This is a genomic window from Castellaniella hirudinis (genome assembly GCF_042651965.1).
GTDB classification, from domain to species: Bacteria; Pseudomonadota; Gammaproteobacteria; order Burkholderiales; family Burkholderiaceae_B; genus Castellaniella; species Castellaniella hirudinis.
On sequence record NZ_JBHSDY010000001.1, the window covers coordinates 213,448 to 237,176 of the forward strand.

The window sequence follows — 23,729 nt, forward strand, 5'->3', positions numbered from 1 at the left end:
TCCCTACACTGGGTGCGCACTGATCAAGTCCGCCCGGAGGCGCGTCATGACCGACTACACCCAATACGCTGCGACCCAGCACCCTGCCGTCACCCCCTCGGTGCCGGATCTCGAAACCCAGGCCACCGGCCAGGAACCCCAGGACCTGCGCCTGTGGCTGCGCATGCTCAGTTGCTGCACGCTGATCGAAAACGAACTGCGCAGCCGGCTGCGCTCGGAATTCCAGACCACGCTGCCGCGCTTCGACCTGATGTCCCAGCTCACCCATGCCCCCAAGGGCCTGAAAATGAGCGAACTGTCCCGCCTGATGATGGTGACCAACGGCAACATCACCGGCATCACCGATCAGCTGGAAAAAGACGGCCTGGTCGAACGCCTGAAGGACGACGCCGACCGCCGCAGTTCGCTGATCCGCCTGACGATGAAGGGCCGCCGCTATCACCGCCGCATGCAGCGGGCGCACGCCTCCTGGATCCAGTCCCTGCTGGGCGGCCTGGCGCCGACCGCACGCACGGCGCTGTTCGATCTTCTGGGCGACCTGAAGCAATCCACCTACGCGCGCCTGCCGGCCTGATCCTCGGGCATCCCGCAGACCGCCCGACTCCGCAGATGCACAGCCCCCATTCGGCATAGAATGGGGGCTTCTTTTCGCCCTCACCCACTGCCTCCGGACTTCCTCGCCATGGCCATCAACCTGATCATCCCGGCGCAAGACGCCATCCACCCGGTTCCCGGCATCCGCATCGGCACGGCCGAAGCCGGCATCCGCAAGGCCGGGCGACGCGACCTGACCGTCCTGCTGCTGGACGAAGGGACTTCGGTGGCGGGGGTCTTCACACGCAACCGCTTCCGCGCCGCGCCGGTCCAGGTCTGCGAAGCGCACCTGGCCGCCGGCGCCGGCATCCGCGCCCTGGTCATCAACACCGGAAACGCCAATGCCGGCACCGGGGAACCGGGCCTGCGGGCCGCCCGCGACACCTGCCGCGCCCTGGCGGACCAGTTGGGCGTCGCGCCGGAACAGATCCTGCCGTTTTCCACCGGGGTCATCCTGGAACCGCTGCCGGTGGACCGCCTGATCGCCGGCCTGCCCGCCGCCCTGGACGATGCCCGTCCGGACCACTGGTTCCAGGCGGCGCACAGCATCATGACCACGGACACCCAGCCCAAGATCCACTCCACCCGGATCGACCTGGGCGGCACGCCGGTCTCGATCACCGGCATCAGCAAGGGCGCCGGCATGATCCGCCCCAATATGGCGACCATGCTGGGCTTCCTGGGCACGGACGCAGGCCTGCCGCCCGCGCTGCTGCGCACTCTGGCCAAACGCATCGCCGACCAGTCCTTCAACCGCATCACGGTGGACGGCGATACCTCGACCAACGACTCCTTCATCATCATCGCCACCAGCGCCAGCGGCGCGCACATCGAATCCGAACAGGATCCGCGCTACGCCGCGCTGGCCGAGGCCCTGACGGCCGCCGCCCGCGATCTGGCCCAGAAGATCGTGCGCGACGCCGAAGGCGCGACCAAGTTCATGACCATCCAGGTCGAACAGGCCGCCTCCACGGACGAAGCCCTGAAGATCGCCTACGCCATCGCCCACTCGCCACTGGTCAAGACCGCCTTCTACGCCTCCGACCCCAACCTGGGCCGCATCCTGGCCGCCATCGGCTACGCCGGCGTCGACGACCTGGACGTGTCCAGACTGACGCTGTGGCTGGGCGACGTGCGCGTCGCCTCGCAGGGCGGCCGAGACCCCGACTACCGCGAAGAAGACGGCCAGCGCATCATGAAGGAATCCGAAATCCTGGTGCGCGTCGCCCTGGGACGCGGCGACGTGGCCGACACGGTCTACACCTGCGATTTCTCGCACGAATACGTCAGCATCAACGCGGATTACCGGTCGTAAAACCGCGCATCAAACGCCCCAGACGTTGCCACACGCCGAAACCGCTTGATTTGCAAAAGGTTTTCAGCATAAAATGTAAGGCTTGGCTTGATCCGTTCGTGGATCTGGCCTTTTTTGGCATCCCTGGTGTCTGCCAACAGGCTTTGCTCCTGTACAGGAACAAAGCGACGGCACCAGGAATTCTCACAGGAAATCCCCATGTACGCGGTCATAAAAACCGGTGGCAAGCAATATCGCGTTTGCGCCGGCCAAAAACTGAAAATCGAACAGATACCGGCTGACATTGGGCAAGAAATCTCGCTCGACCAGGTGTTGTCCGTCGGCGAAGGCGAAACGCTGAAGATCGGCGCGCCTTTCGTCGAAGGCGCAGCGGTCAAAGCCACCGTTCTTGCACAAGGCCGTCACGACAAGGTCAAGATCTTCAAGATGCGCCGTCGCAAGCACTATCAAAAGCATCAAGGCCATCGTCAGAACTACACCGAAATCCGCATCGACGCCGTTGCGGCCTGATCCGGTCATCGTATTTAGGAGCTCATCATGGCACACAAAAAGGGCGGCGGCTCGACTCGCAACGGCCGCGATTCCGAATCGAAACGACTGGGCGTAAAGGTCTACGGCGGTCAGCAGATCTCGGCCGGCGGCATCATCGTCCGCCAGCGCGGCACCCAGTTTCACCCCGGCGTCAACGTCGGTATCGGCAAGGACCACACGCTGTACTCCCTGGTGGACGGTGTTGTGCAATTCGCCATCAAGGGCGCGCAGAACAAGCGCACCGTGTCGGTGAGCGCGGCGAACTGATCGCTGCATTCCCGCACACAGCCCCACGCTGCGCCTTCGGCTTGCCGCCCCTTTTTCACGGGGCAGCCCCTAGGACGGCCTGAAGGCACAAGGCCCTGCTATCCAGCAGGGCCTTTTTTTTCATTAGAATGGTTCCACCATGAAATTCGTAGACGAAGCCACCATCGAGGTCGTTGCCGGCAAAGGCGGCAACGGCGTCGCCAGCTTCCGCCGGGAAAAATTCATTCCCATGGGCGGCCCCGACGGCGGCGACGGCGGCCGGGGAGGCTCGATCCTGGCCGTGGCTGACCGCAACATCAACACCCTGATCGACTATCGCTACGCGCGCCTGCACCGGGCCAAGAACGGCGAGAACGGCCGGGGTTCGGACCAATACGGCGCGGGCGCGCCGAACATCGTCCTGCGCATGCCGGTCGGCACCGTGGTCTACGACGCCGACACCGGCGAGCAGCTCTTTGACCTGGACCGCCATGGCGAACAGGTCACGCTGGCCGAGGGCGGCAACGGCGGCCTGGGCAATCTGCACTTCAAGTCCAGCGTCAACCGCGCGCCGCGCCAGTTCACCCCCGGTCGCGAGGGCGAGCAACGCCGCCTGCGCCTGGAATTGAAGATCCTGGCCGACGTAGGCCTGCTGGGCATGCCCAACGCGGGCAAGTCCACCCTGATCACGCGCGTGTCCAACGCCCGCCCCAAGATCGCGGACTATCCCTTTACCACCCTGCACCCGAACCTGGGCGTGGTGCGCACCTCGCCGTCGCACAGCTTCGTCATCGCCGACATCCCCGGCCTGATCGAAGGCGCCTCGGAAGGCGCCGGCCTGGGCCACCTGTTCCTGCGCCACCTCAGCCGCACCCGCGTGCTGCTGCATCTGCTGGACGTGTTTTCGCCCGACCCGGACGTGGACGCCTGCGCCCAGGCCGTGCTGGACGCCCAGGCCATCGTGCGCGAACTCGAACGCTACAACCCGGACCTGGCCGCCAAGCCGCGCTGGCTGGTGCTGAACAAGCTGGACATGGTGGAAGACCCCGCCGCCGTCCAGGACCGCATCTGCCGTGAACTCGGCTGGACGGGGCCGGTCTTCGGGATTTCCGCCCTGACCGGCGACGGGACCGCCGCCCTGACCGGGGCGCTGCAGTCCTGGCTGGACGAACAGCAGCGCAGCGCCCACGCCCATGACGAAGACCCCCGCTTCACGCACGACGACGCGGACACGGGCGCCGGCCCGGACGCACCGGACGGCGTCGACCCGGACGACCCGCGCTTCGCACGCTGAGTCCGCTGACATCCGCCGAAGTTTCCAGCCCTACGCGTTCCAACCCTCGCCCGCCACCATGACTCGTCCGGATCTGTCTCCTTCCGTCGCCCAGGACGCACAACGCCTCGTCCTCAAGGTCGGTTCATCCCTGGTCACCAACGAGGGCAAGGGCATCGACCTGGAAGCCGTCGCCCAGTGGGCCGAGCAGATCGCCGGACTGCACGCCTCGGGCCGGCAACTGGTGCTGGTGTCCAGCGGCGCGATCGCCGAAGGCATGGCGCGCCTGGGCTGGCCCCGGCGGCCCAAGCTGATGTCGGAACTGCAGGCGGCGGCGGCCGTGGGCCAGATGGGCCTGATCCAGGCGTACGAGGCCGCCTTCGCCCGCCACGGCGTGCGCACCGCCCAGATCCTGCTGACGCACGAGGACCTGGCCGACCGGCGCCGCTACCTGAACGCACGCAGCACGCTGAACACGCTGCTGGCCCTGGGCGTGGTGCCCATCGTCAATGAAAACGACACTGTGGTCACCGACGAGATCCGCGTGGGGGACAACGACACCCTGGGCGCGCTGGTGACCAATCTGATCGAAGCCGACGTGCTGGTCATCCTGACCGACCAGTCCGGCCTGTACAGCGCCGATCCGCGCAAGCATCCGGACGCGCGCTTCATCCATCAGGGCCAGGCGGGCGACCCGGCGCTGGAAGCGATGGCGGGCGGTTCGGGCAGCGCCATCGGCACCGGCGGCATGCTGACCAAGGTCCTGGCCGCACGGCGCGCCGCCAACAGCGGCGGCCACACCATCATTGCCTCCGGCCGTGAATCCGCCGTGCTGCGGCGTCTGGCCTCGGGCGAACCGATCGGCACCGAGCTGCGCGCCGTCCTGCCGGTGCGTTCCGCCCGGCAGCGCTGGATGGCCAACCACCTGCGCCTGCGCGGCCGCGTCACCCTGGACGCCGGCGCCGTGCGCGCGCTGACCCAGAGCCACCGGAGCCTGCTGCCCATCGGCGTGATCGCCGTCGAAGGCGACTTCGAACGCGGCGACGTGGTGGCCTGCGTGGACGAGCATGGCGTCGAGTGCGGGCGCGGCCTGATCAACTATTCGTCCGCCGACACGGCGCGCATCCTGCGCCAGCCCAGCGCCCGCATCGCCGAGATCCTGGGCCACCTGGCCGACCCGGAACTGATCCATCGCGACAATATGATTGTGGCAAGGATGAGGCGGGACATAGGATAGCCCACAGCGAACTGTCCTATGCCAGACGAATCCAGGCGGCATGCAGGCCGCGATGTAGCGGTGTAAGCCAACTGACCGATGGAGCTGTCAGAGGCGGATTTGCTCGAAGCGCCCCGTCATCCTCCACGGGATACGCACTGCAGCGCCACCCTGGATACGGGCTTGATAGTCTTCGATCGCCGGCCACCATTTCACCAGATTCTGGGCCTTGGTCCAGTAGGTGTGATCCATCCACTGCTTGGAAAGCACAAAAACGGCAAGCCCGCATTTGCGCAGCGCCTCGCGCTCCAGGTCATTCTTGCGAAAGCCGTCTTGGGAGACGATGGACCAGCCGCCTTCCACTGATAGCGCGGTGATCCATTCGTGATCAGGTGTATTGCGGGGGAATTTTTGGCCAAGAGGAATAATTTGATACCGCGAGGCACCCTGGCAAAGCTCGTGCAGTGCCAAGGCGAAATGGGGTGACAGATTATTATCGAATAGGAATTTCACGCTGCCATGAGTTGATCTTCGAATTTCACGGCGGCAGATACGTCCGCAACTGGGATATCGAATTGCGAGGCAACCCTTTTCTGATTGCCTTCGACTTTGACGGCCGCTGCAATGATTTCGGTAGGAATCCCGAATTTGCTCAAGGAAGGGCGACCAAAAGAGAGTTTGGGATCAAGTATGACGGCCCTGCTTTTTTTAAGTGGATACCACCGTGTGGCTGTGCCGGTGGCATCGAATTCGATACCCGCATAGAGGCTAGGCCGGATGATGGACTCGAAGACCAGTTGTTTTTTCAGCAGGTCAGTGAGTTGAGGTTCCTGATGGATCGCTTCATAAAAGATGGATTTTCCGTCAGTCAGGAAGCGATTTGCGGTAAAGGGATAAGGCGTATCGAAAATCTGCTGTGCCGACTGGATCGACGCCCGGATGGTGCGCAGGGGAACACCATGGCGTACGAACGCCTTGACGATACGGAGTTCCATCAGGTCCATGAAGCCGATCACTTTATCTTCGGACTGTGTGATCTGCGGCTGCCAGAGCGGAGGCTGCAATTCACCCGACTGGTTCTTGTAACCGAACATCCAGCGGCGAACCTCACGGGGGTCTGCACCCGTGATACGAGCCGCCTGGTTGGGCGTATAGAGTCCAAGGCCGATCAGTTCCATGGCGATAGTGTACGGTCTTCTGCGCCGATGGTGCGATGGGTGTGCTAGTGATATCCCGCGTGCCTGTCTTGTACCGCCCGGAGACCGCGTACCGCCGCACCCTAACGCTGCGCCGGAATGAACTGGGTCTCCTTGACCTCCTCCATCACCACGCAGCTCTTGGTCTGGGTCACCCCCGGCAGGCGCAGCAGGATGTCGCCCAGCAGGTTGCGGTACTGGCCGATTTCCTTGATCCGCGCCTTGACCATATAGTCGAAATCCCCGGACACCAGGTGGCATTCCAGCACCTGCGGCACACACAGCACTTCACGACGAAAGTCCTCGAAGGTGCGGCCGGACTTGCTGGACATGCTGATTTCCACGAACACCAGCAGGCCGGCGTCCAGCGCGGCCGGCGACACCCGGGCGTGGTAGCCGGTGATGACGCCATCGCGCTCCAGGCGGCGCACGCGTTCGATGCAGGGCGTCACCGTCAGCCCCACCGCGTCGGCCAGCTCGGTCATCGACAGGCGGCCGTTCTGCTGCAACAGATCCAGGATGTGGCGGTCGATCTTGTCCAGGGCATGGACGGAGTCCTTCTGTACGCGCATGATATCTCTCCGGAAAGGGATGGATCGGCAAGGGTCCGGAGCCGCGTCCGCGCACGGAAAACCGGTCCGCAAACCCCTTGAGCGAATACCGCTGCGGTGCACCAGGATTTTGTCCTGTACCCTTGCGTCGCTCCTCGCCCATACTAATGGTTTTTCCTAAAAACCTTATTTTTTCATAAAAATTTATCTGGGTATATTGCCTATCATCATGAAAAATTAATCCATCGAGGCGATGTTATGAAGGTTCTGGTTCTGGGAGCAGGTGTCGTGGGCGTCACGAGCGCCTATTATCTGGCCCGGCAAGGGCACGAAGTCACCGTGATCGACCGCGAAAGCGGCACGGCGGAGGAAACCAGCTTTGCCAACGCCGGCCAGTTGTCCTTTGGCTATTCCTCGCCCTGGGCTGCGCCCGGCATCCCGCTGAAGGCGCTCAAGTGGCTGTTCACGCCGCACGCTCCGCTGACCATCCGGCCCGACGGCAGCCTGACCCAGTTGCGCTGGATGCTGGACATGTGGCGCAACTGCACGCCGGCCCGCTACGCGGCCAACAAAGACCGCATGCTGCGCCTGTCGGCCTATAGCCGCCAGTGCCTGCACGCGTTGCAGGCCGACACCGACATCCAGTTTGAAAGCCGCCGCCAAGGCACGCTGCAGGTCTTCCGCACCCAGAAACAGATGGATGACGCCCAGCGCGACGTCCAGGCGCTGAGCGAGGCGGGCGTCGCCCACGAACTGCTCGGGGGCGACCAACTGGTCCAGTACGAACCCGCGCTGGCCCAGGTCCGCCACAAGCTGGTCGGCGGCCTGCGCACGCCGGACGACGAAACCGGCGACTGCCGCCTGTTCACCCACGCCCTGACCAAGCTGGCCGAAGCCGAGGGTGTGCATTTCCGCTATGGCGTCACCATCCAGTCCCTGCAGACGGCGGGCGACCGGATCACGGGCGTGCAGTGCACCTCCGGCCTGGAACAGGCCGACGCCTACGTCGTGGCCCTGGGATCCTATTCGCCGCTGCTGCTGCGCGGCCTGATCAGCATCCCGGTCTACCCGATGAAGGGTTATTCCATCACCGTGGACATCGCCGACCAGGAACGGGCGCCCGTGTCCACTCTGCTGGACGAGACCTACAAGATCGCCCTGACGCGCTTTGACCAGCGCATCCGCGTGGGCGGCATGGCCGAGGTCGTGGGCTACGACACCGCGCTGGACCCGCGCCGCCAACGGACCCTGGAAATGGTGCTGAACGACTTGTTCCCGGGCAGCTACACCCCCGGCAACGTGAATTTCTGGACAGGGCTGCGCCCCAAGACCCCGGACAGCACCCCGATCGTCGGCCCCACCCGCCTGAGCAACCTGTACCTGAACACCGGCCATGGCACGCTGGGCTGGACCATGGCCTGCGGCAGCGGCCGGCTGATTGCGGACATCGTGTCCAACAAGCCCACCGACATCCGCCACGACGACCTGGGCGTCCAGCGCTACCACTGAGCGCTGGACGGCGGCCGGCTCAGATTTCCCAGACGTAGCCGTAGCCGCGCAGGGATTCGACCGGCGGCTCCATGCCGGCCTGCAGTCCCCGCCAGCGCAGGCGGCTGATGATGCCGCGCGGCTTGGGGTCATGCGGCCGGCGCCCATAGGCATGCTGCCAGCCCTGGGACAGGGCTTCGTTCAGCATGGCATGGCTGGCGAGGTGGCCGGGCGACTCGAACAGGCAGACCAGGATCGAGCGTTCGGAGACCGTCAGGCGCAGCGAAGACCCATCATGATGCTGCAAGCGCCAACCCTGGTCTTCCAGGGTCCAGGGCCCGATCCGGTGCTCTGATTCTGTCACCAGGTCCGCTGCGGCAGTATGACGCCGCAGGCGCAAGGCGCGCAGGACAGCCGCCAACAGGGCCGGCGGGTCGTCCTGCCGCATCACCCAATCCACTCCGACCTGCAACAGCGCCGTCAGTTCCCCCTGCCGCGTGGGCCCCATGACGGCCACCAGATCCAAGGGCAGACGCATGTCACGCGCCAGCCGCGCCACGCGGCAGTTGGCGGCCGCGTCCGCCATCAGCAGCACGGCATCGCAGGCCAGCATGTCGCGCTGGATCGTGTGACGATCGACGGCGTCGATGGAATCGCAACGCCGCACCCGGCACCCCTCCGTCCGCAAATACTGCAATTCGACATTGTCATCCGGCGCCAATGCCCACACCTGGTGGCCTTGCATACATTCCCCCTTTGCCCATCCCTTAAATATTACAAATGTATTATCTTACAAACACCAATGTGTTTGTCCTTTTTAGTCCAATGGGCGGGTGGAAACCTTTGCAGAACGGCTTCGCCATGCCCGGCTCCAGCGCAATATGTCGCAGGAGACCTTGGCACGCGCCTGCGGCCTGTCACAAAGCGCGATTTCCAGCTACGAGAACGGCACCCGTCAATCGCCGAAGAAACTGCTGAATCTGGCTCAGATCCTGGAAGTGGACATCTACTGGCTGAGCCGGGGCCAGGGCGAGATGACGCCGCCTCCCGGCATCGCCGGTTCCCTGGGTGAAGGCGCCTGGCCCTTCTCCTCGATCGATCCCAAGCAGTTCTGGGCCCTGACCCGCAAGGACCGGCTGGTGGTGGAACACGCCGTCAGCGCCCTGATCGACAGCCTGCTGATTTCGGGGAAAGAGGGGTAAAGGCCCCCCACGCTGCGCAGCCTGCGGCCGCTTTGGATTGCGGCCTCCCCACCTCGCCGCTTGCAAGCGGCTCGGATTCGTCAGGCATGGGATAGTCCGCAAGGGACTACCCCATGCCCTGTCTCATCCCGGCGACGAAAAGGCCGTATACTTCCTCTCACGCAGGGGTACTCGCCGGCCTGGCCGGCGTGTTGAGAGAAACCCTTCGTACCAGTACGGATAATGCCGATGCTGGGAGCGTGCGCGGTTTCCACCCTGGTTGCAGTCCATTCCCGGAACCATTCCCCCGGAACGCGCTTCCCCCTCCCCGACTCGGCTCCATTTCCGAAATTTTTCGAACCTGGAGCTACCTCTTGAACGCCAATCCGCAATTCCTGGCCGCCCGCGCCACCGTCGACCTGGCCGCGATCGAACCGCTGCCGCAATCCCGCAAGATCTACGAAACCGGATCCCGGCCCGACATCCGCGTGCCTTTTCGCGAAATCAGCCAGGACGACACGCCCACCCTGTTCGGCGGCGAGCCCAACCCGCCTCTGACGGTCTACGACACCAGCGGCCCCTACACCGATCCCGACGCGGTCATCGACATCCGCAAAGGCCTGCCCACTCCGCGCCTGCCCTGGATTCTGGAGCGCGGCGACACCGAAGTCCTGTCCGGCCTGACCAGCCAGTACGGCCGCGCCCGGCTGGCGGACCCGGAACTGGACGCGCTGCGCTTTGACCTGAAGCGCCCGCCGCGCCGCGCCCGCGCCGGCGCGAACGTGTCCCAGATGCACTACGCCCGCCGTGGCATCGTCACACCCGAAATGGAGTTCGTCGCGATCCGCGAGAACCTGCGCCGCGAACAGTACGTCGAGTCCCTGCGCGGCAGCGGCCCGGACGGCGCCCGCCTGGCCGAACGCCTGACCCGCCAGCATCCGGGCCAGTCCTTCGGCGCCGCCATTCCGGCCAGTATCACGCCCGAATTCGTGCGCGAAGAAGTGGCGCGCGGCCGCGCCATCATCCCGGCCAACATCAATCACCCCGAGGTCGAGCCCATGGCCATCGGGCGCAACTTCCTGGTCAAGGTCAACGCCAACATCGGCAATTCCGCGATCCGCTCGGACATCAGCGAGGAAGTCGAAAAGATGACCTGGGCGATCCGCTGGGGCGGCGACACCGTGATGGACCTGTCCACCGGCAAGCACATCCACGAAACGCGCGAATGGATCATCCGCAATTCGCCGGTGCCCATCGGCACGGTGCCGATCTACCAGGCGCTGGAAAAAGTCGGCGGCATCGCCGAGGAGCTAAACTGGGAGATCTTCCGCGACACGCTGATCGAGCAGGCCGAACAGGGCGTGGATTATTTCACCATCCACGCTGGCGTGCGCCTGCCCTTCGTGCCCATGACGGCCAGCCGCATGACGGGCATCGTGTCGCGCGGCGGCTCGATCATGGCCAAGTGGTGCCTGGCGCACCACAAGGAGAGCTTCCTCTACGAACGCTTCGAGGACATCTGCGAGATCATGAAGGCCTACGACGTCAGCTTCTCGCTGGGCGACGGCCTGCGTCCGGGATCGGGCTACGACGCCAATGACGAAGCCCAGTTCGCGGAACTGCGCACGCTGGGCGAGCTGACCCAGGTCGCCTGGAAGCACGACGTGCAGGTGATGATCGAAGGCCCGGGCCACGTGCCCATGCAGATGATCCGCGAGAACATGGACCTGCAACTGAAGCACTGTCACGAGGCGCCGTTCTACACCCTGGGGCCGCTGACCACGGACATCGCGCCGGGCTACGACCACATCACCTCGGGCATCGGCGCCGCGCTGATCGGCTGGTACGGCACGGCCATGCTGTGCTACGTCACGCCCAAGGAGCACCTGGGCCTGCCCAACAAAAAGGACGTGAAGGACGGCATCATCACCTACAAGATCGCCGCCCACGCCGCCGATCTGGCCAAGGGCCATCCGGGCGCGGCAATCCGCGACAACGCCCTGTCCAAGGCGCGCTTCGAGTTCCGCTGGGAAGACCAGTTCAACCTGGGCCTGGATCCGGACACGGCGCGCGCCTTCCACGACGAGACCCTGCCCAAGGACTCGATGAAGGTGGCGCACTTCTGCTCCATGTGCGGACCCAAGTTCTGCAGCATGAAAATCTCGCAGGACGTACGCGACTACGCCAGGGAAAACGGCCTGGACGAGGCCGCCGCCCTGGCCCAGGGCATGGCGGCGAAGTCAGCCGAGTTCATCAGCCAGGGGGCGGAGATCTACAGCAAGGCGTAACCGCGGGGCGACCGCCCGGTCACAGCGATGCCCGGACAGGCCGGGCATCGCTGTCATAGGTCGGGGTGGCATACTCAGGGAAAGGTTGAAGAAAGACATGAACCATGAAACACCTGATAGCCATCCTGGCGGCCATGGCCGTTTTGTCGCCCGCATGGGCGGCGCTCAAACCGGGTGATACCGCCCCCGTGTTCAAGACACAGGCCGCGGTGGCGGGTCAGCCCTTCGAGTTCAACATGGCGCAAGCCCTGAAAAAAGGGCCGGTCGTGCTTTACTTTTTCCCCAAGGCATTCACGCAGGGATGCACGGTCGAAGCCAATGCCTTCGCCGAGGCCACGCCGCAATTCGCCGCCCTTGGCGCGACTGTCATCGGTGTCTCGCACGACGACATCGAGACGCTCAAAAAATTCTCACGCGAAGAATGCCGCGACAAATTCGCCGTCGGCTCCGATCCGCAGGGCCGCACCATCCGGGCCTACGATGCCGGCGGACTGGCGCCCAATCGGGCGAATCGTATTTCCTATGTGGTGAGCACGGATGGCAAGATCGTCTTCGTCCATGAGGGCAGCGATCCGCTCAAGCACGTCGAGGAAACGATGCAGGCCGTGCAGCGTTTGAAGGCTGCTGGCAAATCTTGAGCCGCCGAGCCGCCACCTCGCGGCCTGCATGCCGCTCGGATTCGCCAGGCGCCGTGCAGTCCGCAGGGACTGTACGGCGTCCGGGCTCATCCTACTTCACCGCATACAGAAACAGCTCCACACGGCGGTTCAGGGCGCGGCCCTCGGGGGTGGCGTTGTCGCCCACCGGGTTCGCCGCACCATGGCCTTCGGTCATCAGCCGGTCGGCGGCCACGCCCTGCGCGGCCAGGCGCTGCGTCACTGCGGCGGCGCGGCGCTGGGACAGCGGCACGTTGATGGCGTCAGACCCCGTCGAATCGGTGTAGCCGATCGTCTTGGCGCGCAGTTCGGGATGCTCGTTGAGCGCGCGCGCGACGCTGTCCAGCACGGGCAGCAGCTCGGGCTTGAGCACGGCCTTGTTGGTGTCGAACGAAACGTTGCTGGGAATATTGACCTTCAGGGTGCCGTCGGGCATTTCGATGACGGCGATTCCCAGGCCGGACGCGCCGGATTTCTCCACGTCCTGCTTGACCCCCTTCCAGTTGTAGCCGACGACGCTGCCGACCACGGAGCCGATGCCGGCGCCGATCAGCGCGGCCTTGCTGCTGTCGCCGATCAACACGCCCAGCCCGGCGCCCAGCGCGGCGCCCGCCCCGGCGCCCACGGCCGTGTTCTGGCCCTGGGGCGACATATTGGCGCAAGCCGTCAAGAACACCAGGCTGCCGATCACCGCCGTGCGGGCGACCCGTTCCGTTGCTGTACGCATTGCATTCTCCTTGTTGTACGAACGAGGACAGCGTAGCAAGAAGTCCGGCAGGCGGTGTAAGTCGATGGACTCAAATATTGTCAAACGTATCCAGCCTGCATCCGGGCGCCGAAACGGCGGCGCCATGCAGACGGGCGCGGCAAGCCGCGCCCGTCTGGGTCACAAACCAGTCAAAGAATCAATGCAGGATCTGGCTGAGGAAAAGCTTGGTGCGCTCGTTCTGCGGATTGTCGAAGAAGGCGTCCGGCGCGTTCTGCTCGATGATTTCGCCGTGATCCATGAAGATCACCCGGTCGGCGACCTTGCGCGCGAAACCCATTTCGTGGGTCACGCACAGCATCGTCATGCCGGTTTCCCTGGCCAGCTCGACCATGACGTCCAGCACTTCCTTGACCATTTCCGGGTCCAGCGCGGAAGTCGGCTCGTCGAACAGCATGATCTTGGGGTTCATGCACAGCGACCGGGCAATGGCCACGCGCTGCTGCTGGCCGCCGGACAACTGCCCCGGGAATTTGTTCGCCTGGTCGGGAATGCGCACCCGTTCCAGGTATTTCATGGCCGTCGCCTCGGCTTCGGCCTTGGGGCGCTTGAGCACCCACACCGGCCCCAGCGTCAGGTTTTCCAGCACGGTCATGTGGGGGAACAGATTGAAGTGCTGGAACACCATGCCGACGTCGCGGCGGATGGTTTCGATCTGCTTGAGGTCGTTGGTCAGTTCGGTGCCGTCGACGACGATCTGGCCTTCCTGATGTTCTTCCAGGCGGTTGATGCAGCGGATCATGGTCGATTTACCCGACCCGGAGGGCCCGCAGATCACGATGCGCTCGCTGGGCGCGACTTCCAGGTTCAGGTCCTTCAGGACGTGGAACTGGCCGTACCACTTGTTGACGTTCTGCAGGCGGATGATGGGTTCCGACATGGGCGGAGGCTCCTGCGGCGGGACCACGGTCCCGCCGATGCGAAGTTTAACGATGCTGCCCTTGATCCAGCTTGCGTTCCAGCGACAGGCTGTAGCGCGAGATCGAGTAGCAGAAGATGAAATAAATGACCGAGATGAACAGATAGGATTCCGTGCTGAAGCCGCGCCAGACGGCGTCGGACACGGCCGCCTTGGCCGCCTGCGTCAGGTCGAAGATGCCGATGATCACCACCAGGGACGTGTCCTTGAACAGCGAGATGAAGATCCCCACCAGCGGCGGGATGACGATCTTCAGCGCCTGGGGCAGGATGATCTTGCGCATCTGCTGCCAGTAGCCCAGGCCCAGGGAATCGGCGCCCTCGTACTGGCCCTTGGGGATGGCCTGCAGGCCGCCGCGCACGGTCTCGGCCACATAGGCCGCCGCGAACAGGATGATGGCGATCTGGGCGCGCAGCAGCTTGTCGATTGAGAAGCCTTCCGGCAGGAACAGCGGCAGCATCACCGAGGACATGAACAGCAGGCTGACCAGCGGCACGCCGCGGATCAGTTCGATGTAGACCACGCACACGGCCTTGACGCCCGGCATGTGCGATCGCCGCCCCAGCGCCAGCAGCAGGCCGAAGGGAAAGGCGAAGGCAATGCCGAAGGTCGACAGGATCAGGGTCAGCGGCAGGCCGCCCCATTTGGCGTTTTCGACATAGGTCAGGCCCAGAACGCCGCCCCACATCAGCACGCCGACGGCCACCAGGGCGACGACCCACATCAGCCCCAGGAAGGGTTTCCAGAACCAGCGGATGCAACTGCAGACGATCACCCCCACCAGAATCACGGAGGCCAGCAGCGGACGCCACTGCTCGTCGTAGGGATAGATGCCGAACAGGATCAGGCGGTGCTTTTCGCGCACGAAGGCCCAGCAATAGCCGCCGGTTTCCCGGCATTGGGCCGCCGTGGTGGCGGCGAAGTCGGGCTTGATGAACAGGTAGTCGATCAGGGCCGGAATCGCCAGCAGCAGGAGCCACAGGGTCAGGATCGTCAGGATCGCGTTCAGCGGCGAGGAGAACAGCCGGCTGCGCAGCCAGCCGAGCACGCCCGTGCTGATGCGCGGCGGCAGGCGATCGGTACCAGGGAGAGTGCGGTCCATCTATCGCTCCACCAGCGCGATGCGCTTGTTGTACCAGTTCATGAAGATCGAGATCGACAGACTGACCACCAGATAGGCCGCCATGATGATCATGATGCCCTCGATGGCCTGACCGGTCTGGTTCAGGATGGTGTTGGTGACGGCCACGATGTCGGGGTAACCGATGGCCACGGCCAGCGAGCTGTTCTTCGTCAGGTTCAGGTACTGGCTGGTCATCGGCGGGATGATCACCCGCATGGCCTGGGGCAGGATCACCAGCCGCAGCGTACGCGCCCGCGACAGGCCGATCGAGGAGGAGGCTTCCCATTGGCCCTGGTTGACGGCCTGGATGCCGGAACGCACGACCTCGCCCACAAAGGCCGAGGTGTAGGTCACCAGCCCCAGCAGCAGCGCCGAGAATTCCGGCGACATGTTCAGCCCGCCCTGGAAGTTGAAGCCTTTCAGCTCAGGCCGGTCCAGTTCCAGCGACCCGCCGCTGACCCAGAAAGCCAGCAGGGGCACGACGATCAGCAGGCCCAGGGCGGCCCGTCCCAGGGGAAAGATCTTGCCGGTGGCGTCCTGGTGGCGGCGCGCCCAGTGGGCCAGCAACACGATCAGCACGATGGCCAGCGCCAGCCCGCCAAAGACCCAGTCCATGGCGTCGCCCTTGAACCAGGGGATCTTGAAGCCGCGGTTGGAGATGAAAACACCGGAGATCGGCTGCAGCGCCTGCCGGGGGCCGGGCATGATCTCGGTGATGAGGGCATACCAGAAGAACAGTTGCAGCAGCAGCGGAATGTTGCGCATGACCTCGATGTAGAGGCCGGACAGGCGCGAGATCAGCCAGTTCTTCGACAGACGGCTGATGCCCAGCAGCGTACCGAACAAGGTAGCGGCGATCACCCCGACCACGGAGACCTTGAGCGTATTGAGCAGGCCGACCACGACCGCGTGGCCGTAGGTGTCGGCAGGGGAATATTCCACCATCGATTCGCCGATGGCGAAACCGGCTTCTTCATGCAGGAAGGCGAAGCCGGTGGAAATGTTGCGCGCTGCCAGATTGTGCAGCGTGTTGGAGCCCAGATACCACACCCCCAGAGCCACGAGGCCCAGGATCAGGATCTGGTAAATCAGCGCGCGCGTGGCCGGATCGTTCCAGGACCAACGCCGGCGGGGCGCCCTGGGTGCGCGAGGTGTTGTTTGAGTCATAGGATGCGGGCGGTGAAGGCGGCGGCCGCCGCCGGAACCCGGCCGCCGGGAGAACCCCGGCGGCCGCAGGGACCGAAGACCGGATCAGGCGATCAGCGGATCGGCCAGGCGTACATCACGCCGCCCTTGGTCCATTGGGCGTTCAGGCCGCGCTCCAGCTTGAGCGGAGAGCCCATGCCGATGTTGCGTTCGAACGATTCGCCATAGTTGCCCACCTGCTTGATGATGTTGTAGGCCCATTTCTTGTCCAGACCCAGGCCCTTGCCCATGTCGCCGGACACGCCCAGGATGCGCTGGATGTTGGGGTTGGGGCTCTTGAGCATCTCGTCCAGGTTCTTGGAGTCGATGCCGTATTCCTCGGCCTCGACCATGGCGTTCAGCGCCCAGCGCACGACCATGAACCATTCGTCGTCACCCTGGCGGACCATGGGGCCCAGCGGTTCCTTGGAGAAGTCTTCCGGCAGGATGATGTAGTCGTCCGGCGTGGCCGAAGACGCGCGCAGGCTGCCCAACTGGGACTTGTCGCTGGTGACCACGTCGCAGCGGCCAGATTCGAAGGTGCGGAAGCCTTCTTCAGAGGTGTTGATCACGACCGGCTTGAAGTCCAGCTTGTGGGCGCGGAACCAGTCGGCCAGGTTCAGTTCGGTGGTGGTGCCCTGCAGCACGCAGACCGCCGCGCCGCCCAGTTCGGTGGCGCTCTTCACGCCCAGGCTCTTCTTGACCAGCACGCCCTGGCTGTCGTAGTAGTTGACCCCGGCGCTCATCAGGCCCAGCGTGGTGTCGCGGGTCATGGTGGCGGTGGTGTTGCGCGTCAGGACGTCGACTTCGCCGGATTGCAGGGCGGTGAAGCGCTGCTGGGTGGTCAGCGGCGTGGCCTTGAATTTGGAGGCGTCGCCAAAAACCATGGCGGCCACGGCGCGGCACATATCCACGTCGATGCCTTGCCAGACGCCCTTGCTGTCGGCCTGGGAGAAACCCGGCAGGCCCGCGTTCAGGCCGCACTGCACGAAGCCGCGCGCCTTGACGGCATTGTAGGTTTCACCGGCCTGGGCAGTTGCGCCGGCAAACATCAGTGCCGCACTGACGGCTGCAAGTTTCATGAATTTCATAGTCATCCTTTCCCGATTGAGCAAGTGGCGTTGAACAACACGGAATACAATCTTGTGGAATTGGTCCGTCTGGCCTAAATCGTAGCCTGCTCTTGCCGGCCTGAAACTGCGGGATATCCCTGCACCCTCCGTGGCTTTCAGGCTGCACCGCAACATAGGCAATCTGCGGACCCGGGCCCCGATCAACCTTGAGCACGCATGATCGAATTTCAGCACGTCTTCAAATCCTTCGGCCGGGGGCGCAACATCCTCGCCGACGTCAATTTCGGCATCGAACCCGGTGAATTCGTCTTCGTCTCCGGGCCGTCGGGCGCAGGCAAATCCACCCTGCTGAAACTGGTCGGCGGCCTGGAACCCGCCAGCCGGGGCGCCGTCACGGTCAACGGCCACCGCATCGACAAGCTGTCGGCGCGTACCCTGCCCTATCTGCGCCGCACCGTCGGCCTGATCCTGCAGGACGCCCACCTGCTGTTCGATCGCAACGCCTTCGACAACGTCATCCTGCCGCTGGCCGTACAGGGCCTGGACCGCGCCACGGCGGCGACCCGCGCCCGCGCGGCCATGGAAAAGGTCGGCCTGCGCGGCAAAGAAGACCTGTCGCCCATCGAACTGTCCGGCGGCGAGCAGCAGCGCCTGGCCATCGCCCGCGCCATCGTGGGCCGGCCCGCCATCCTGATCGCCGACGAACCCACCGCCAATCTGGACCACGACAGCGCCACCCGCATCATGGACGTCTTCCGCGACTTCAACCAGGTCGGGGTCACGACCCTGATCGCCTCGCACGACACGGCGCTGATGGCCCGCTACGCGCGGCGTACCTTGCGCATCGACGCCGGGCGTTTCGAGGATATCCCGGGAGTCGCCCCATGACCCGGTGGCTGCGGCATCATCGATATGCGCTGGCCGTGGCGCTGCGGCGCCTGGGCCAGCATCCCTTCTCGTCCCTGGCCAACATCGCCGTCATCGCCCTGATGCTGGCCGTGCCCATTCTGGGCGCATCGGTCCTGCAATCCAGCCAGCCGCTGGCCCGGCAACTGGCGGTGGCGCCGGAACTGACCTTGTTCCTGAAAGCCGGCACGCCTGCGACGGCCCAGCAAGCGTTGCTGGCACGCGTGCAAGCGGAAGGGGGCGAGCGGATCGCCCAGGCCCGGCTGATGCCGCGCGACCGGGCCATGGCGCAGTTGCGCGCCGACCCGACCTGGGCGCGCGCCCTGGACGCCTTGCCTGACAATCCCCTGCCCGACGCCCTCATCGTCACGCTGCGCGATTCCGACGCGCCGGCGCAAGAAGCCGCCGACCTGGCGCAGACCTGGCGCCAGTGGCCGGAGGTCCAGGAAATCCAGCTCGACAGCGAGTGGGTGCGGCGCCTGGAGTCCCTGCTGGCCTTCGTGCGGGTGGGTCTGGGCATGCTGGCGGGCGCAGTGGCCATCGTCGTGCTGGCGACCGTGTTCAACACCGTGCGCCTGCAGGCCCTGACGCAACGCGAGGAAATCGCCGCCGCCCGGCTGGTGGGCGCCACCGAACCCTTTGTCCGCCGCCCCTTTCTGTACCTGGGCGCCTTGACCGGCCTGGCCGCCAGCCTGCTGGCGCTGCTGCTGGCCTGGCTGGCGCTGACGCCGCTGAACACGATCCTGGGCGGCTTCGCGCGCAGCTATGGCGTGGACTGGGCCATCCGCCTGCCGGCCGTCCCCGACCTGCTGCTGTCCGCCCTGCTGGTCGCCCTGCTGGGCGCCATCGCCGCGCGCCTGTCGGTCACCCGGCGCACCCGGTTCTGATGGCATACCGTACGCCTGACGGCCCCGGCGACACCACGGGGCCGGACGACGCCGCATCCCGCATCGCCGCCTGGCAGCGCCAGGCCGGACGCCATGGCCTGCCCTGGCAGCACACCCGCGACCCCTACCGCATCTGGCTGTCGGAAATCATGCTGCAGCAGACCCAGGCCGCCACCGTGGTGCCGTACTACGAGCGCTTCCTGGGCCTGTTCCCCAGCGTCGTCGATCTGGCCGACGCGCCGCAGGACGCGGTCCTGCACGCCTGGGCCGGCCTGGGCTACTACGCCCGCGCGCGCAATCTGCATCGCTGCGCGCAGACGGTGCGCGACCAGCACGGCGGCCGATTCCCCGCCACCGCCGCCGAACTGGCGCAACTGCCCGGCATCGGTCCATCCACGGCCGCCGCCGTGGCCGCCTTCGCCTACGGCGAACGGGCGCCGATCCTGGACGGCAACGTGCGCCGGGTGCTGGCGCGCTATTTCGCCATCGAAGGCGATCCCACGGCGGCACGCATCGCGCAGCAGCTCTGGGGCCACGCACACGCGCTGATCGACGCCGCGCCCGCCGACCTGGACATGGCGGCCTACACCCAGGGCCAGATGGACCTGGGCGCCACGGTCTGCACGCGCACGCGTCCCGATTGCGCGCGCTGCCCGCTGGCGCAGGACTGCCAGGCGCGGCTCCAGAAGCGTCAGGACGAACTGCCGACGCCGCGCGCGCGCCGGGCACAGCCGCTGCGCCACTGCTGGATGCTGATCGCGGAATGCGAGGGCCGCGTCCTGTTGGAGCGCCGGCCGGACGCGGGCATCTGGGGCGGCTTGTGGACCCTGCCGCAATTCGAGGACACGGCCGCGCTGCAGGCCGCCTGCGCCGCCTTGTCCGCCACCGAAACCGCGCAGACGCTGGCCGCGATCGATCACGTGTTCACGCATTTCCGGCTGCGCATCCAGCCCTGTTGGCTGCGGCTGCCGGGCGCCGCGCCCGTGCCGCCCCGTGCGGATCAGGCCTGGGTCCCGATCGAGACGCTGGACGCCCACGGCATGCCGGCGCCGGTCGCCCGACTGCTGGCCGGCCTGTACGACGGCGGGCTCGCGCTGCGCTGAGCCCGCGCCCAGGCGCGAACCCGTCGAACGAAATCAGCGCTTCAACTGTCCGGCCGCGGCTGATGCGCGCCGATGCTCATCAGCAGGCCGCAGGCCACGCCCAGCGTCATCAACGCCGTGCCGCCATAGCTCATGAAAGGCAACGGCACACCCACCACGGGCAGCACGCCGGTCACCATGCCAATGTTCACGAACACGTAGACGAACATCATCATGGACATGGCGCCGGCCAGCAGCCGCCCGAACTGGGTCGGCGCCCGCGCGGTGATGGTCAGGCCGCGCAGCACCAGCAGCGCGTACAGGACCAGCAGCGCCACACCGCCGTACAGGCCGAATTCCTCGGCAAACACGGCGAAGATGAAGTCCGTGGTCCGTTCCGGGATGAAATCCAGATGCGTCTGGGTGCCCTGCATATAGCCCTTGCCATACAGGCCGCCCGAACCCACGGCGATCATGGACTGGATGGTGTGAAAGCCCTTGCCCAGCGGGTCTGAACCGGGATTGAGCAGCACGCAGACGCGGTATTTCTGGTATTCGTGCAGCACCACCCAGTCCACGTCCGGCTGGCAGATCTGGTCCTCGTAGGCGACCAGCGTCCCCAGCGCCAGCGTCCCCGCCAGCACGGCCGGGATCAGCAGCTTGAACGGCAGACCGGCGAAGTAGATCACGCAAAAGCCCGAGGCCAGCACCAGCAGCGCCGTGCCCAGGTCCGGCTGCTCGATGATGAGCCCCGCAGGCACCAGCAGCAGCACGCTGGCCACCAGGAAGTCCAGGATACGGATGCGGTTCGCCGACTGCCGCTGAAAATACCAGGCCAGCATCAGCGGCACGGCGATCTTCATCATTTCCGAGGGCTGGATGCGCGCGATGCCCAGGTTCAGCCAGCGGGTCGCCCCCTTGCTGGTCTCCCCGAACAGGATGACCGCCACCAGCAGCCCCACCCCGAGCACGTAGACCAGCGGCCCCCAGCGCATGATCCAGGCCGGACGCAGCAGCGCGACGGCCCACATGACCCCGAAAGCCAGCAGGAAATTACGCAGTTGGTCGGCAAAGCGCCAATCCGTATTGCCCACAGCCGAATGCATGGTGGCCATGCCGACCAGGGCCATGACCACCAGCAGGACCAGCATCGGCCAATCCAGCACGGCGAACATGCGGCGCACCGCCTGCACGATCAGTTTCATGGGTTCTCCTCCTCGGCGCCGTCCTCGGGCGCCGAGGCCTCATCGGGCAGGGGCGCCGGTTCGGGCGCCTCGTCGTCCTCGGGCGCGGGCTGCGTGTCGGGCCGCCCCGGAGCCGAAGCCGCCGTCACCGGTTCCGCCTGCGCCTCGCGCGCAGTCTGCTCGGCCTGCAGGCGCGCGCGGCGCTGCGCCGCCCGGCCCGGGTCCAGCCAGTAATCGAACACGGTACGGGCGATCGGCGCAGCCACCGAAGCCCCCCAGCCGCCGTTTTCCACGATCAAGGCCACGGCGATCTGGGGGTCGTCGACCGGAGCGTAGGCCATGAACAGCGCATGGTCGCGCAGGCGTTCGTCGACCGCATGCGCCCGGTACTTGGCGCCGCGCAGGCTGTAGACCTGGGCCGTGCCGGTCTTCCCGGCCGCCTGGTAGGCCGCGCCCTCGAAGGCACGCCGCGCCGTGCCCTTGCGCACGACGTCCACCATGGCCTCGCGGATCACCCGCAGATTGTCCGGTTTCAACTGGATGGCGGCCTGCGGCCCGACCACCGGGTAGTTGAACCGGCCGGTGAGCGGATCGATGATACGGCGCACCAGGTGCGGCTTCATGTAGACGCCATCGTTGGCCAGCACGGAAGTGGCCTGCGCCAATTGCAGCAGGGTGAAGGCGTTGTACCCCTGCCCCACGGTGACCGACACGGTCTCGCCCCGGTACCAGTGCTGCTGCTCGGGCTTCTTGTAGGTCTTGCGCTTCCATTCGCGCGAAGGCAGCACGCCGCGGCGTTCGCCGTCCAGGTCGATGCCGGTGATCCGGCCAAAGCCGAACTGCTGGGTAAAGTCATGCAGGGCATCCACGTCCATCTGGGCGCCCAGCGAGAAGAAGTAGGTGTCGGAGGACACGACGATGGCCCGGTGCATGTCGGTCGGCCCGTAGACCGCCCCGCCGGCATTGCGGAATTTCTGCCCGGCCAGTTCAAAATAGCCGGGGTCCGGGATCAGTTCGCGGGCCGAGCGCAGCCCCAGTTCCAGGGCGGCCAGCCCCACGAAAGGCTTGTAGGTCGAACCGATGGGATAGGTCCCGTACAGCGGCCGGTTGATGAGCGGATGGTCCGGCGATTCGTTCAGCTTGCGCCAGTTTTCCACGTCGATGCCGTCCACGAACAGGTTCGGGTCGAAGGACGGCGAGGAGACGAAAGCCAGGATTTCGCCCGTATGCGGCTGGATGGCGACCAGTGCGCCGCGCCGCCCCTCGAACTGGGCCTCGGCCAGTTGCTGCAGGCCGATGTCCAGGGACAATTCCAGATTGGAGCCGGGCACAGGGTCCGTGCGGCTCAGTTCGCGCACCGGCCGCCCGCCCGCCGTGACTTCGAGTTCCTCGACCCCGGTGCGGCCGTGCAAGGCCTTTTCCCAGGTCTTTTCGACGCCTTTCTTGCCGATGACCATCGTGCCCCGGTAATTGCCCAACTGGCCGGACTCTTCCAGTTCCTGCTGGTCTTCCTCGGAAATCCGGCCGACGAAGCCCAGCACGTGGGCGGCCGATTCGTGCATGGGATAGGACCGCACCCAGCGGGCCTCCAGGCTGACGCCGGGAAAGCGGTAGGCGTGAACGGCGAACCAGGACGCCTCGATGTCGTTCAGGTTGTTGCGCAACAGGACCGGCGCGTAGCGGCCGCTCTGCTGATACAGGCGCATGAACTTGCGCCGGTCGCTTTCGCTGAGATAGACCAGTTCGCCCAACCGGTCGAGCAGTTCACCGACGTCGCCCCGGACCTGGGCGCGCGTCACGGTCAGCGTGTAATCGCGCAGGTTCTGCGCCAGAACCGCGCCGTTGCGGTCGGAGATCTGCCCGCGCCGGGGCGGGACGGGCACGATGGTGATGCGGTTCTGTTCCGCGCGCGCCGACAGGTTGTCATAGCGCACGACCTGCAGATACCACAGGCGCCCGGCCAGCAACAGCAGGCACACCAGCGCAAACAGCCCCGCGACCCAGGCGCGCAGCAGCACGGTCTGGCGCTGGCGGTGGCCGGTCTTGCGGAATTCGAACATACCGGCCCC

The 23,729-nt window shown here is 65.6% G+C and carries 24 protein-coding genes; 13 read left to right on the top strand and 11 right to left on the bottom strand.

The genetic code is table 11. From position 1 onward, the window contains the following. Positions 1-46 precede the first annotated feature (46 nt). The 6 genes from ACFO0J_RS01115 to proB all read left to right on the top strand — a co-directional run bounded on the left by ACFO0J_RS01115 (position 47) and on the right by proB (position 5,196). On the top strand, positions 47-574 hold the full coding sequence (locus ACFO0J_RS01115; RefSeq protein ID WP_376811222.1) for a MarR family winged helix-turn-helix transcriptional regulator: 528 nt from the start codon (positions 47-49) through the stop codon (positions 572-574). A gap of 108 nt (positions 575-682) precedes the next feature. Next, positions 683-1,909: a bifunctional glutamate N-acetyltransferase/amino-acid acetyltransferase ArgJ gene (gene argJ, locus ACFO0J_RS01120; protein ID WP_376811223.1), complete on the top strand. Its 1,227-nt coding sequence runs from the start codon at positions 683-685 to the stop codon at positions 1,907-1,909. A gap of 198 nt (positions 1,910-2,107) precedes the next feature. Next, on the top strand, positions 2,108-2,419 hold the full coding sequence (gene rplU, locus ACFO0J_RS01125; protein ID WP_043685103.1) for a 50S ribosomal protein L21: 312 nt from the start codon (positions 2,108-2,110) through the stop codon (positions 2,417-2,419). A gap of 27 nt (positions 2,420-2,446) precedes the next feature. Further along, positions 2,447-2,707 (top strand): 50S ribosomal protein L27, encoded by a 261-nt coding sequence (rpmA, locus tag ACFO0J_RS01130; protein ID WP_376811224.1) that lies wholly within the window; start codon positions 2,447-2,449, stop codon positions 2,705-2,707. A gap of 139 nt (positions 2,708-2,846) precedes the next feature. Continuing rightward, entirely contained in the window at positions 2,847-3,980 is a 1,134-nt protein-coding gene (gene obgE, locus ACFO0J_RS01135) for a GTPase ObgE (protein WP_376811225.1), read from the top strand. A gap of 58 nt (positions 3,981-4,038) precedes the next feature. Then, complete coding sequence (proB, locus tag ACFO0J_RS01140; RefSeq protein ID WP_376811226.1) at positions 4,039-5,196, top strand: glutamate 5-kinase; 1,158 nt, start codon at positions 4,039-4,041, stop codon at positions 5,194-5,196. Positions 5,197-5,283: 87 nt separating this feature from the next. Here proB and ACFO0J_RS01145 read toward each other — a convergent pair whose 3' ends face one another. The 3 genes from ACFO0J_RS01145 to ACFO0J_RS01155 all read right to left on the bottom strand — a co-directional run bounded on the left by ACFO0J_RS01145 (position 5,284) and on the right by ACFO0J_RS01155 (position 6,943). After that, positions 5,284-5,688, bottom strand: a complete 405-nt coding sequence (locus tag ACFO0J_RS01145; RefSeq protein WP_376811227.1) for a PIN-like domain-containing protein — start codon at positions 5,686-5,688, stop codon at positions 5,284-5,286. Beyond that, positions 5,685-6,353 carry a DUF433 domain-containing protein gene (locus tag ACFO0J_RS01150; RefSeq protein ID WP_376811228.1) on the bottom strand — a complete coding sequence of 223 codons (669 nt, stop codon included), beginning with the start codon at positions 6,351-6,353 and terminating at the stop codon, positions 5,685-5,687. Before ACFO0J_RS01150 ends, ACFO0J_RS01145 begins: the two co-directional genes overlap by 4 nt. 101 nt (positions 6,354-6,454) lie before the next feature. Beyond that, entirely contained in the window at positions 6,455-6,943 is a 489-nt protein-coding gene (locus tag ACFO0J_RS01155) for an Lrp/AsnC ligand binding domain-containing protein (protein ID WP_376811229.1), read from the bottom strand. A gap of 237 nt (positions 6,944-7,180) precedes the next feature. Here ACFO0J_RS01155 and ACFO0J_RS01160 point away from each other — a divergent pair, with 237 nt between their 5' ends. Beyond that, complete coding sequence (locus ACFO0J_RS01160) at positions 7,181-8,431, top strand: D-amino acid dehydrogenase (RefSeq protein ID WP_376811230.1); 1,251 nt, start codon at positions 7,181-7,183, stop codon at positions 8,429-8,431. A gap of 19 nt (positions 8,432-8,450) precedes the next feature. On the opposite strand, the gene ACFO0J_RS01165 is transcribed toward ACFO0J_RS01160, so the two are convergent. Beyond that, positions 8,451-9,155 (bottom strand): helix-turn-helix domain-containing protein, encoded by a 705-nt coding sequence (locus tag ACFO0J_RS01165; RefSeq protein WP_376811231.1) that lies wholly within the window; start codon positions 9,153-9,155, stop codon positions 8,451-8,453. 88 nt (positions 9,156-9,243) lie between these two features. Here ACFO0J_RS01165 and ACFO0J_RS01170 point away from each other — a divergent pair, with 88 nt between their 5' ends. From ACFO0J_RS01170 to ACFO0J_RS01180, 3 genes are all read left to right on the top strand, one after another. Next, positions 9,244-9,612 (top strand): helix-turn-helix domain-containing protein, encoded by a 369-nt coding sequence (locus tag ACFO0J_RS01170; protein WP_376811232.1) that lies wholly within the window; start codon positions 9,244-9,246, stop codon positions 9,610-9,612. Positions 9,613-9,965: 353 nt separating this feature from the next. Next, complete coding sequence (gene thiC, locus ACFO0J_RS01175; RefSeq protein WP_376811233.1) at positions 9,966-11,879, top strand: phosphomethylpyrimidine synthase ThiC; 1,914 nt, start codon at positions 9,966-9,968, stop codon at positions 11,877-11,879. Positions 11,880-11,983: 104 nt separating this feature from the next. Next, entirely contained in the window at positions 11,984-12,517 is a 534-nt protein-coding gene (locus ACFO0J_RS01180; RefSeq protein ID WP_376811234.1) for a peroxiredoxin, read from the top strand. A gap of 91 nt (positions 12,518-12,608) precedes the next feature. Here ACFO0J_RS01180 and ACFO0J_RS01185 read toward each other — a convergent pair whose 3' ends face one another. The 5 genes from ACFO0J_RS01185 to ACFO0J_RS01205 all read right to left on the bottom strand — a co-directional run bounded on the left by ACFO0J_RS01185 (position 12,609) and on the right by ACFO0J_RS01205 (position 17,619). Then, on the bottom strand, positions 12,609-13,262 hold the full coding sequence (locus tag ACFO0J_RS01185) for a YiaD family glycine zipper/OmpA-like lipoprotein (RefSeq protein WP_376811235.1): 654 nt from the start codon (positions 13,260-13,262) through the stop codon (positions 12,609-12,611). Positions 13,263-13,440: 178 nt separating this feature from the next. After that, the gene (locus ACFO0J_RS01190; protein ID WP_376811236.1) at positions 13,441-14,181 is read right to left on the bottom strand and encodes an amino acid ABC transporter ATP-binding protein; all 741 of its coding nucleotides are present in this window, start codon (positions 14,179-14,181) and stop codon (positions 13,441-13,443) included. A gap of 46 nt (positions 14,182-14,227) precedes the next feature. Next, entirely contained in the window at positions 14,228-15,322 is a 1,095-nt protein-coding gene (locus ACFO0J_RS01195; RefSeq protein ID WP_376811237.1) for an amino acid ABC transporter permease, read from the bottom strand. After that, positions 15,323-16,510: an amino acid ABC transporter permease gene (locus tag ACFO0J_RS01200; RefSeq protein WP_376811238.1), complete on the bottom strand. Its 1,188-nt coding sequence runs from the start codon at positions 16,508-16,510 to the stop codon at positions 15,323-15,325. Between the two features lie 92 nt (positions 16,511-16,602). Continuing rightward, positions 16,603-17,619: an amino acid ABC transporter substrate-binding protein gene (locus tag ACFO0J_RS01205; RefSeq protein ID WP_376811239.1), complete on the bottom strand. Its 1,017-nt coding sequence runs from the start codon at positions 17,617-17,619 to the stop codon at positions 16,603-16,605. A 198-nt stretch (positions 17,620-17,817) separates the two neighbouring features. On the opposite strand from ACFO0J_RS01205, the gene ACFO0J_RS01210 reads away from it, so the two are divergent. From ACFO0J_RS01210 to mutY, 3 genes are read left to right on the top strand one after another with little or no spacing between them, the layout of a single operon-like run. Then, complete coding sequence (locus tag ACFO0J_RS01210) at positions 17,818-18,489, top strand: cell division ATP-binding protein FtsE (RefSeq protein ID WP_376811240.1); 672 nt, start codon at positions 17,818-17,820, stop codon at positions 18,487-18,489. Further along, the gene (locus ACFO0J_RS01215; protein WP_376811241.1) at positions 18,486-19,394 is read left to right on the top strand and encodes a cell division protein FtsX; all 909 of its coding nucleotides are present in this window, start codon (positions 18,486-18,488) and stop codon (positions 19,392-19,394) included. Before ACFO0J_RS01210 ends, ACFO0J_RS01215 begins: the two co-directional genes overlap by 4 nt. Continuing rightward, positions 19,394-20,497: an A/G-specific adenine glycosylase gene (gene mutY / locus ACFO0J_RS01220; RefSeq protein WP_376811242.1), complete on the top strand. Its 1,104-nt coding sequence runs from the start codon at positions 19,394-19,396 to the stop codon at positions 20,495-20,497. The genes ACFO0J_RS01215 and mutY overlap by 1 nt, the downstream gene beginning before the upstream one ends. Positions 20,498-20,538: 41 nt before the next feature. Here the strand turns inward: mutY and rodA are convergent, their stop codons facing one another. Together rodA and mrdA are read right to left on the bottom strand one after the other, a co-directional pair. Continuing rightward, positions 20,539-21,681 (bottom strand): rod shape-determining protein RodA, encoded by a 1,143-nt coding sequence (gene rodA / locus ACFO0J_RS01225; RefSeq protein WP_376811243.1) that lies wholly within the window; start codon positions 21,679-21,681, stop codon positions 20,539-20,541. Continuing rightward, positions 21,678-23,720, bottom strand: coding sequence for a penicillin-binding protein 2 (gene mrdA, locus ACFO0J_RS01230; protein ID WP_376811244.1), 2,043 nt, complete (start codon positions 23,718-23,720; stop codon positions 21,678-21,680). Before mrdA ends, rodA begins: the two co-directional genes overlap by 4 nt. Positions 23,721-23,729: the final 9 nt, after the last annotated feature.

Bases quoted from the DNA above. Each gene is read 5' to 3' on its own strand.
- ACFO0J_RS01210 (WP_376811240.1), top strand. From the start codon at position 17,818: ATGATCGAATTTCAGCACGTCTTCAAATCCTTCGGCCGGGGGCGCAAC.
- rodA (WP_376811243.1), bottom strand. From the start codon at position 21,681: ATGAAACTGATCGTGCAGGCGGTGCGCCGCATGTTCGCCGTGCTGGAT.
- ACFO0J_RS01205 (WP_376811239.1), bottom strand. From the start codon at position 17,619: ATGAAATTCATGAAACTTGCAGCCGTCAGTGCGGCACTGATGTTTGCC.
- rpmA (WP_376811224.1), top strand. From the start codon at position 2,447: ATGGCACACAAAAAGGGCGGCGGCTCGACTCGCAACGGCCGCGATTCC.
- ACFO0J_RS01155 (WP_376811229.1), bottom strand. From the start codon at position 6,943: ATGCGCGTACAGAAGGACTCCGTCCATGCCCTGGACAAGATCGACCGC.
- ACFO0J_RS01190 (WP_376811236.1), bottom strand. From the start codon at position 14,181: ATGTCGGAACCCATCATCCGCCTGCAGAACGTCAACAAGTGGTACGGC.
- ACFO0J_RS01185 (WP_376811235.1), bottom strand. From the start codon at position 13,262: ATGCGTACAGCAACGGAACGGGTCGCCCGCACGGCGGTGATCGGCAGC.
- proB (WP_376811226.1), top strand. From the start codon at position 4,039: ATGACTCGTCCGGATCTGTCTCCTTCCGTCGCCCAGGACGCACAACGC.
- ACFO0J_RS01200 (WP_376811238.1), bottom strand. From the start codon at position 16,510: ATGACTCAAACAACACCTCGCGCACCCAGGGCGCCCCGCCGGCGTTGG.
- rplU (WP_043685103.1), top strand. From the start codon at position 2,108: ATGTACGCGGTCATAAAAACCGGTGGCAAGCAATATCGCGTTTGCGCC.
- mutY (WP_376811242.1), top strand. From the start codon at position 19,394: ATGGCATACCGTACGCCTGACGGCCCCGGCGACACCACGGGGCCGGAC.
- obgE (WP_376811225.1), top strand. From the start codon at position 2,847: ATGAAATTCGTAGACGAAGCCACCATCGAGGTCGTTGCCGGCAAAGGC.
- ACFO0J_RS01115 (WP_376811222.1), top strand. From the start codon at position 47: ATGACCGACTACACCCAATACGCTGCGACCCAGCACCCTGCCGTCACC.
- ACFO0J_RS01165 (WP_376811231.1), bottom strand. From the start codon at position 9,155: ATGCAAGGCCACCAGGTGTGGGCATTGGCGCCGGATGACAATGTCGAA.
- mrdA (WP_376811244.1), bottom strand. From the start codon at position 23,720: ATGTTCGAATTCCGCAAGACCGGCCACCGCCAGCGCCAGACCGTGCTG.
- ACFO0J_RS01195 (WP_376811237.1), bottom strand. From the start codon at position 15,322: ATGGACCGCACTCTCCCTGGTACCGATCGCCTGCCGCCGCGCATCAGC.
- ACFO0J_RS01160 (WP_376811230.1), top strand. From the start codon at position 7,181: ATGAAGGTTCTGGTTCTGGGAGCAGGTGTCGTGGGCGTCACGAGCGCC.
- ACFO0J_RS01150 (WP_376811228.1), bottom strand. From the start codon at position 6,353: ATGGAACTGATCGGCCTTGGACTCTATACGCCCAACCAGGCGGCTCGT.
- ACFO0J_RS01180 (WP_376811234.1), top strand. From the start codon at position 11,984: ATGAAACACCTGATAGCCATCCTGGCGGCCATGGCCGTTTTGTCGCCC.
- argJ (WP_376811223.1), top strand. From the start codon at position 683: ATGGCCATCAACCTGATCATCCCGGCGCAAGACGCCATCCACCCGGTT.
- ACFO0J_RS01215 (WP_376811241.1), top strand. From the start codon at position 18,486: ATGACCCGGTGGCTGCGGCATCATCGATATGCGCTGGCCGTGGCGCTG.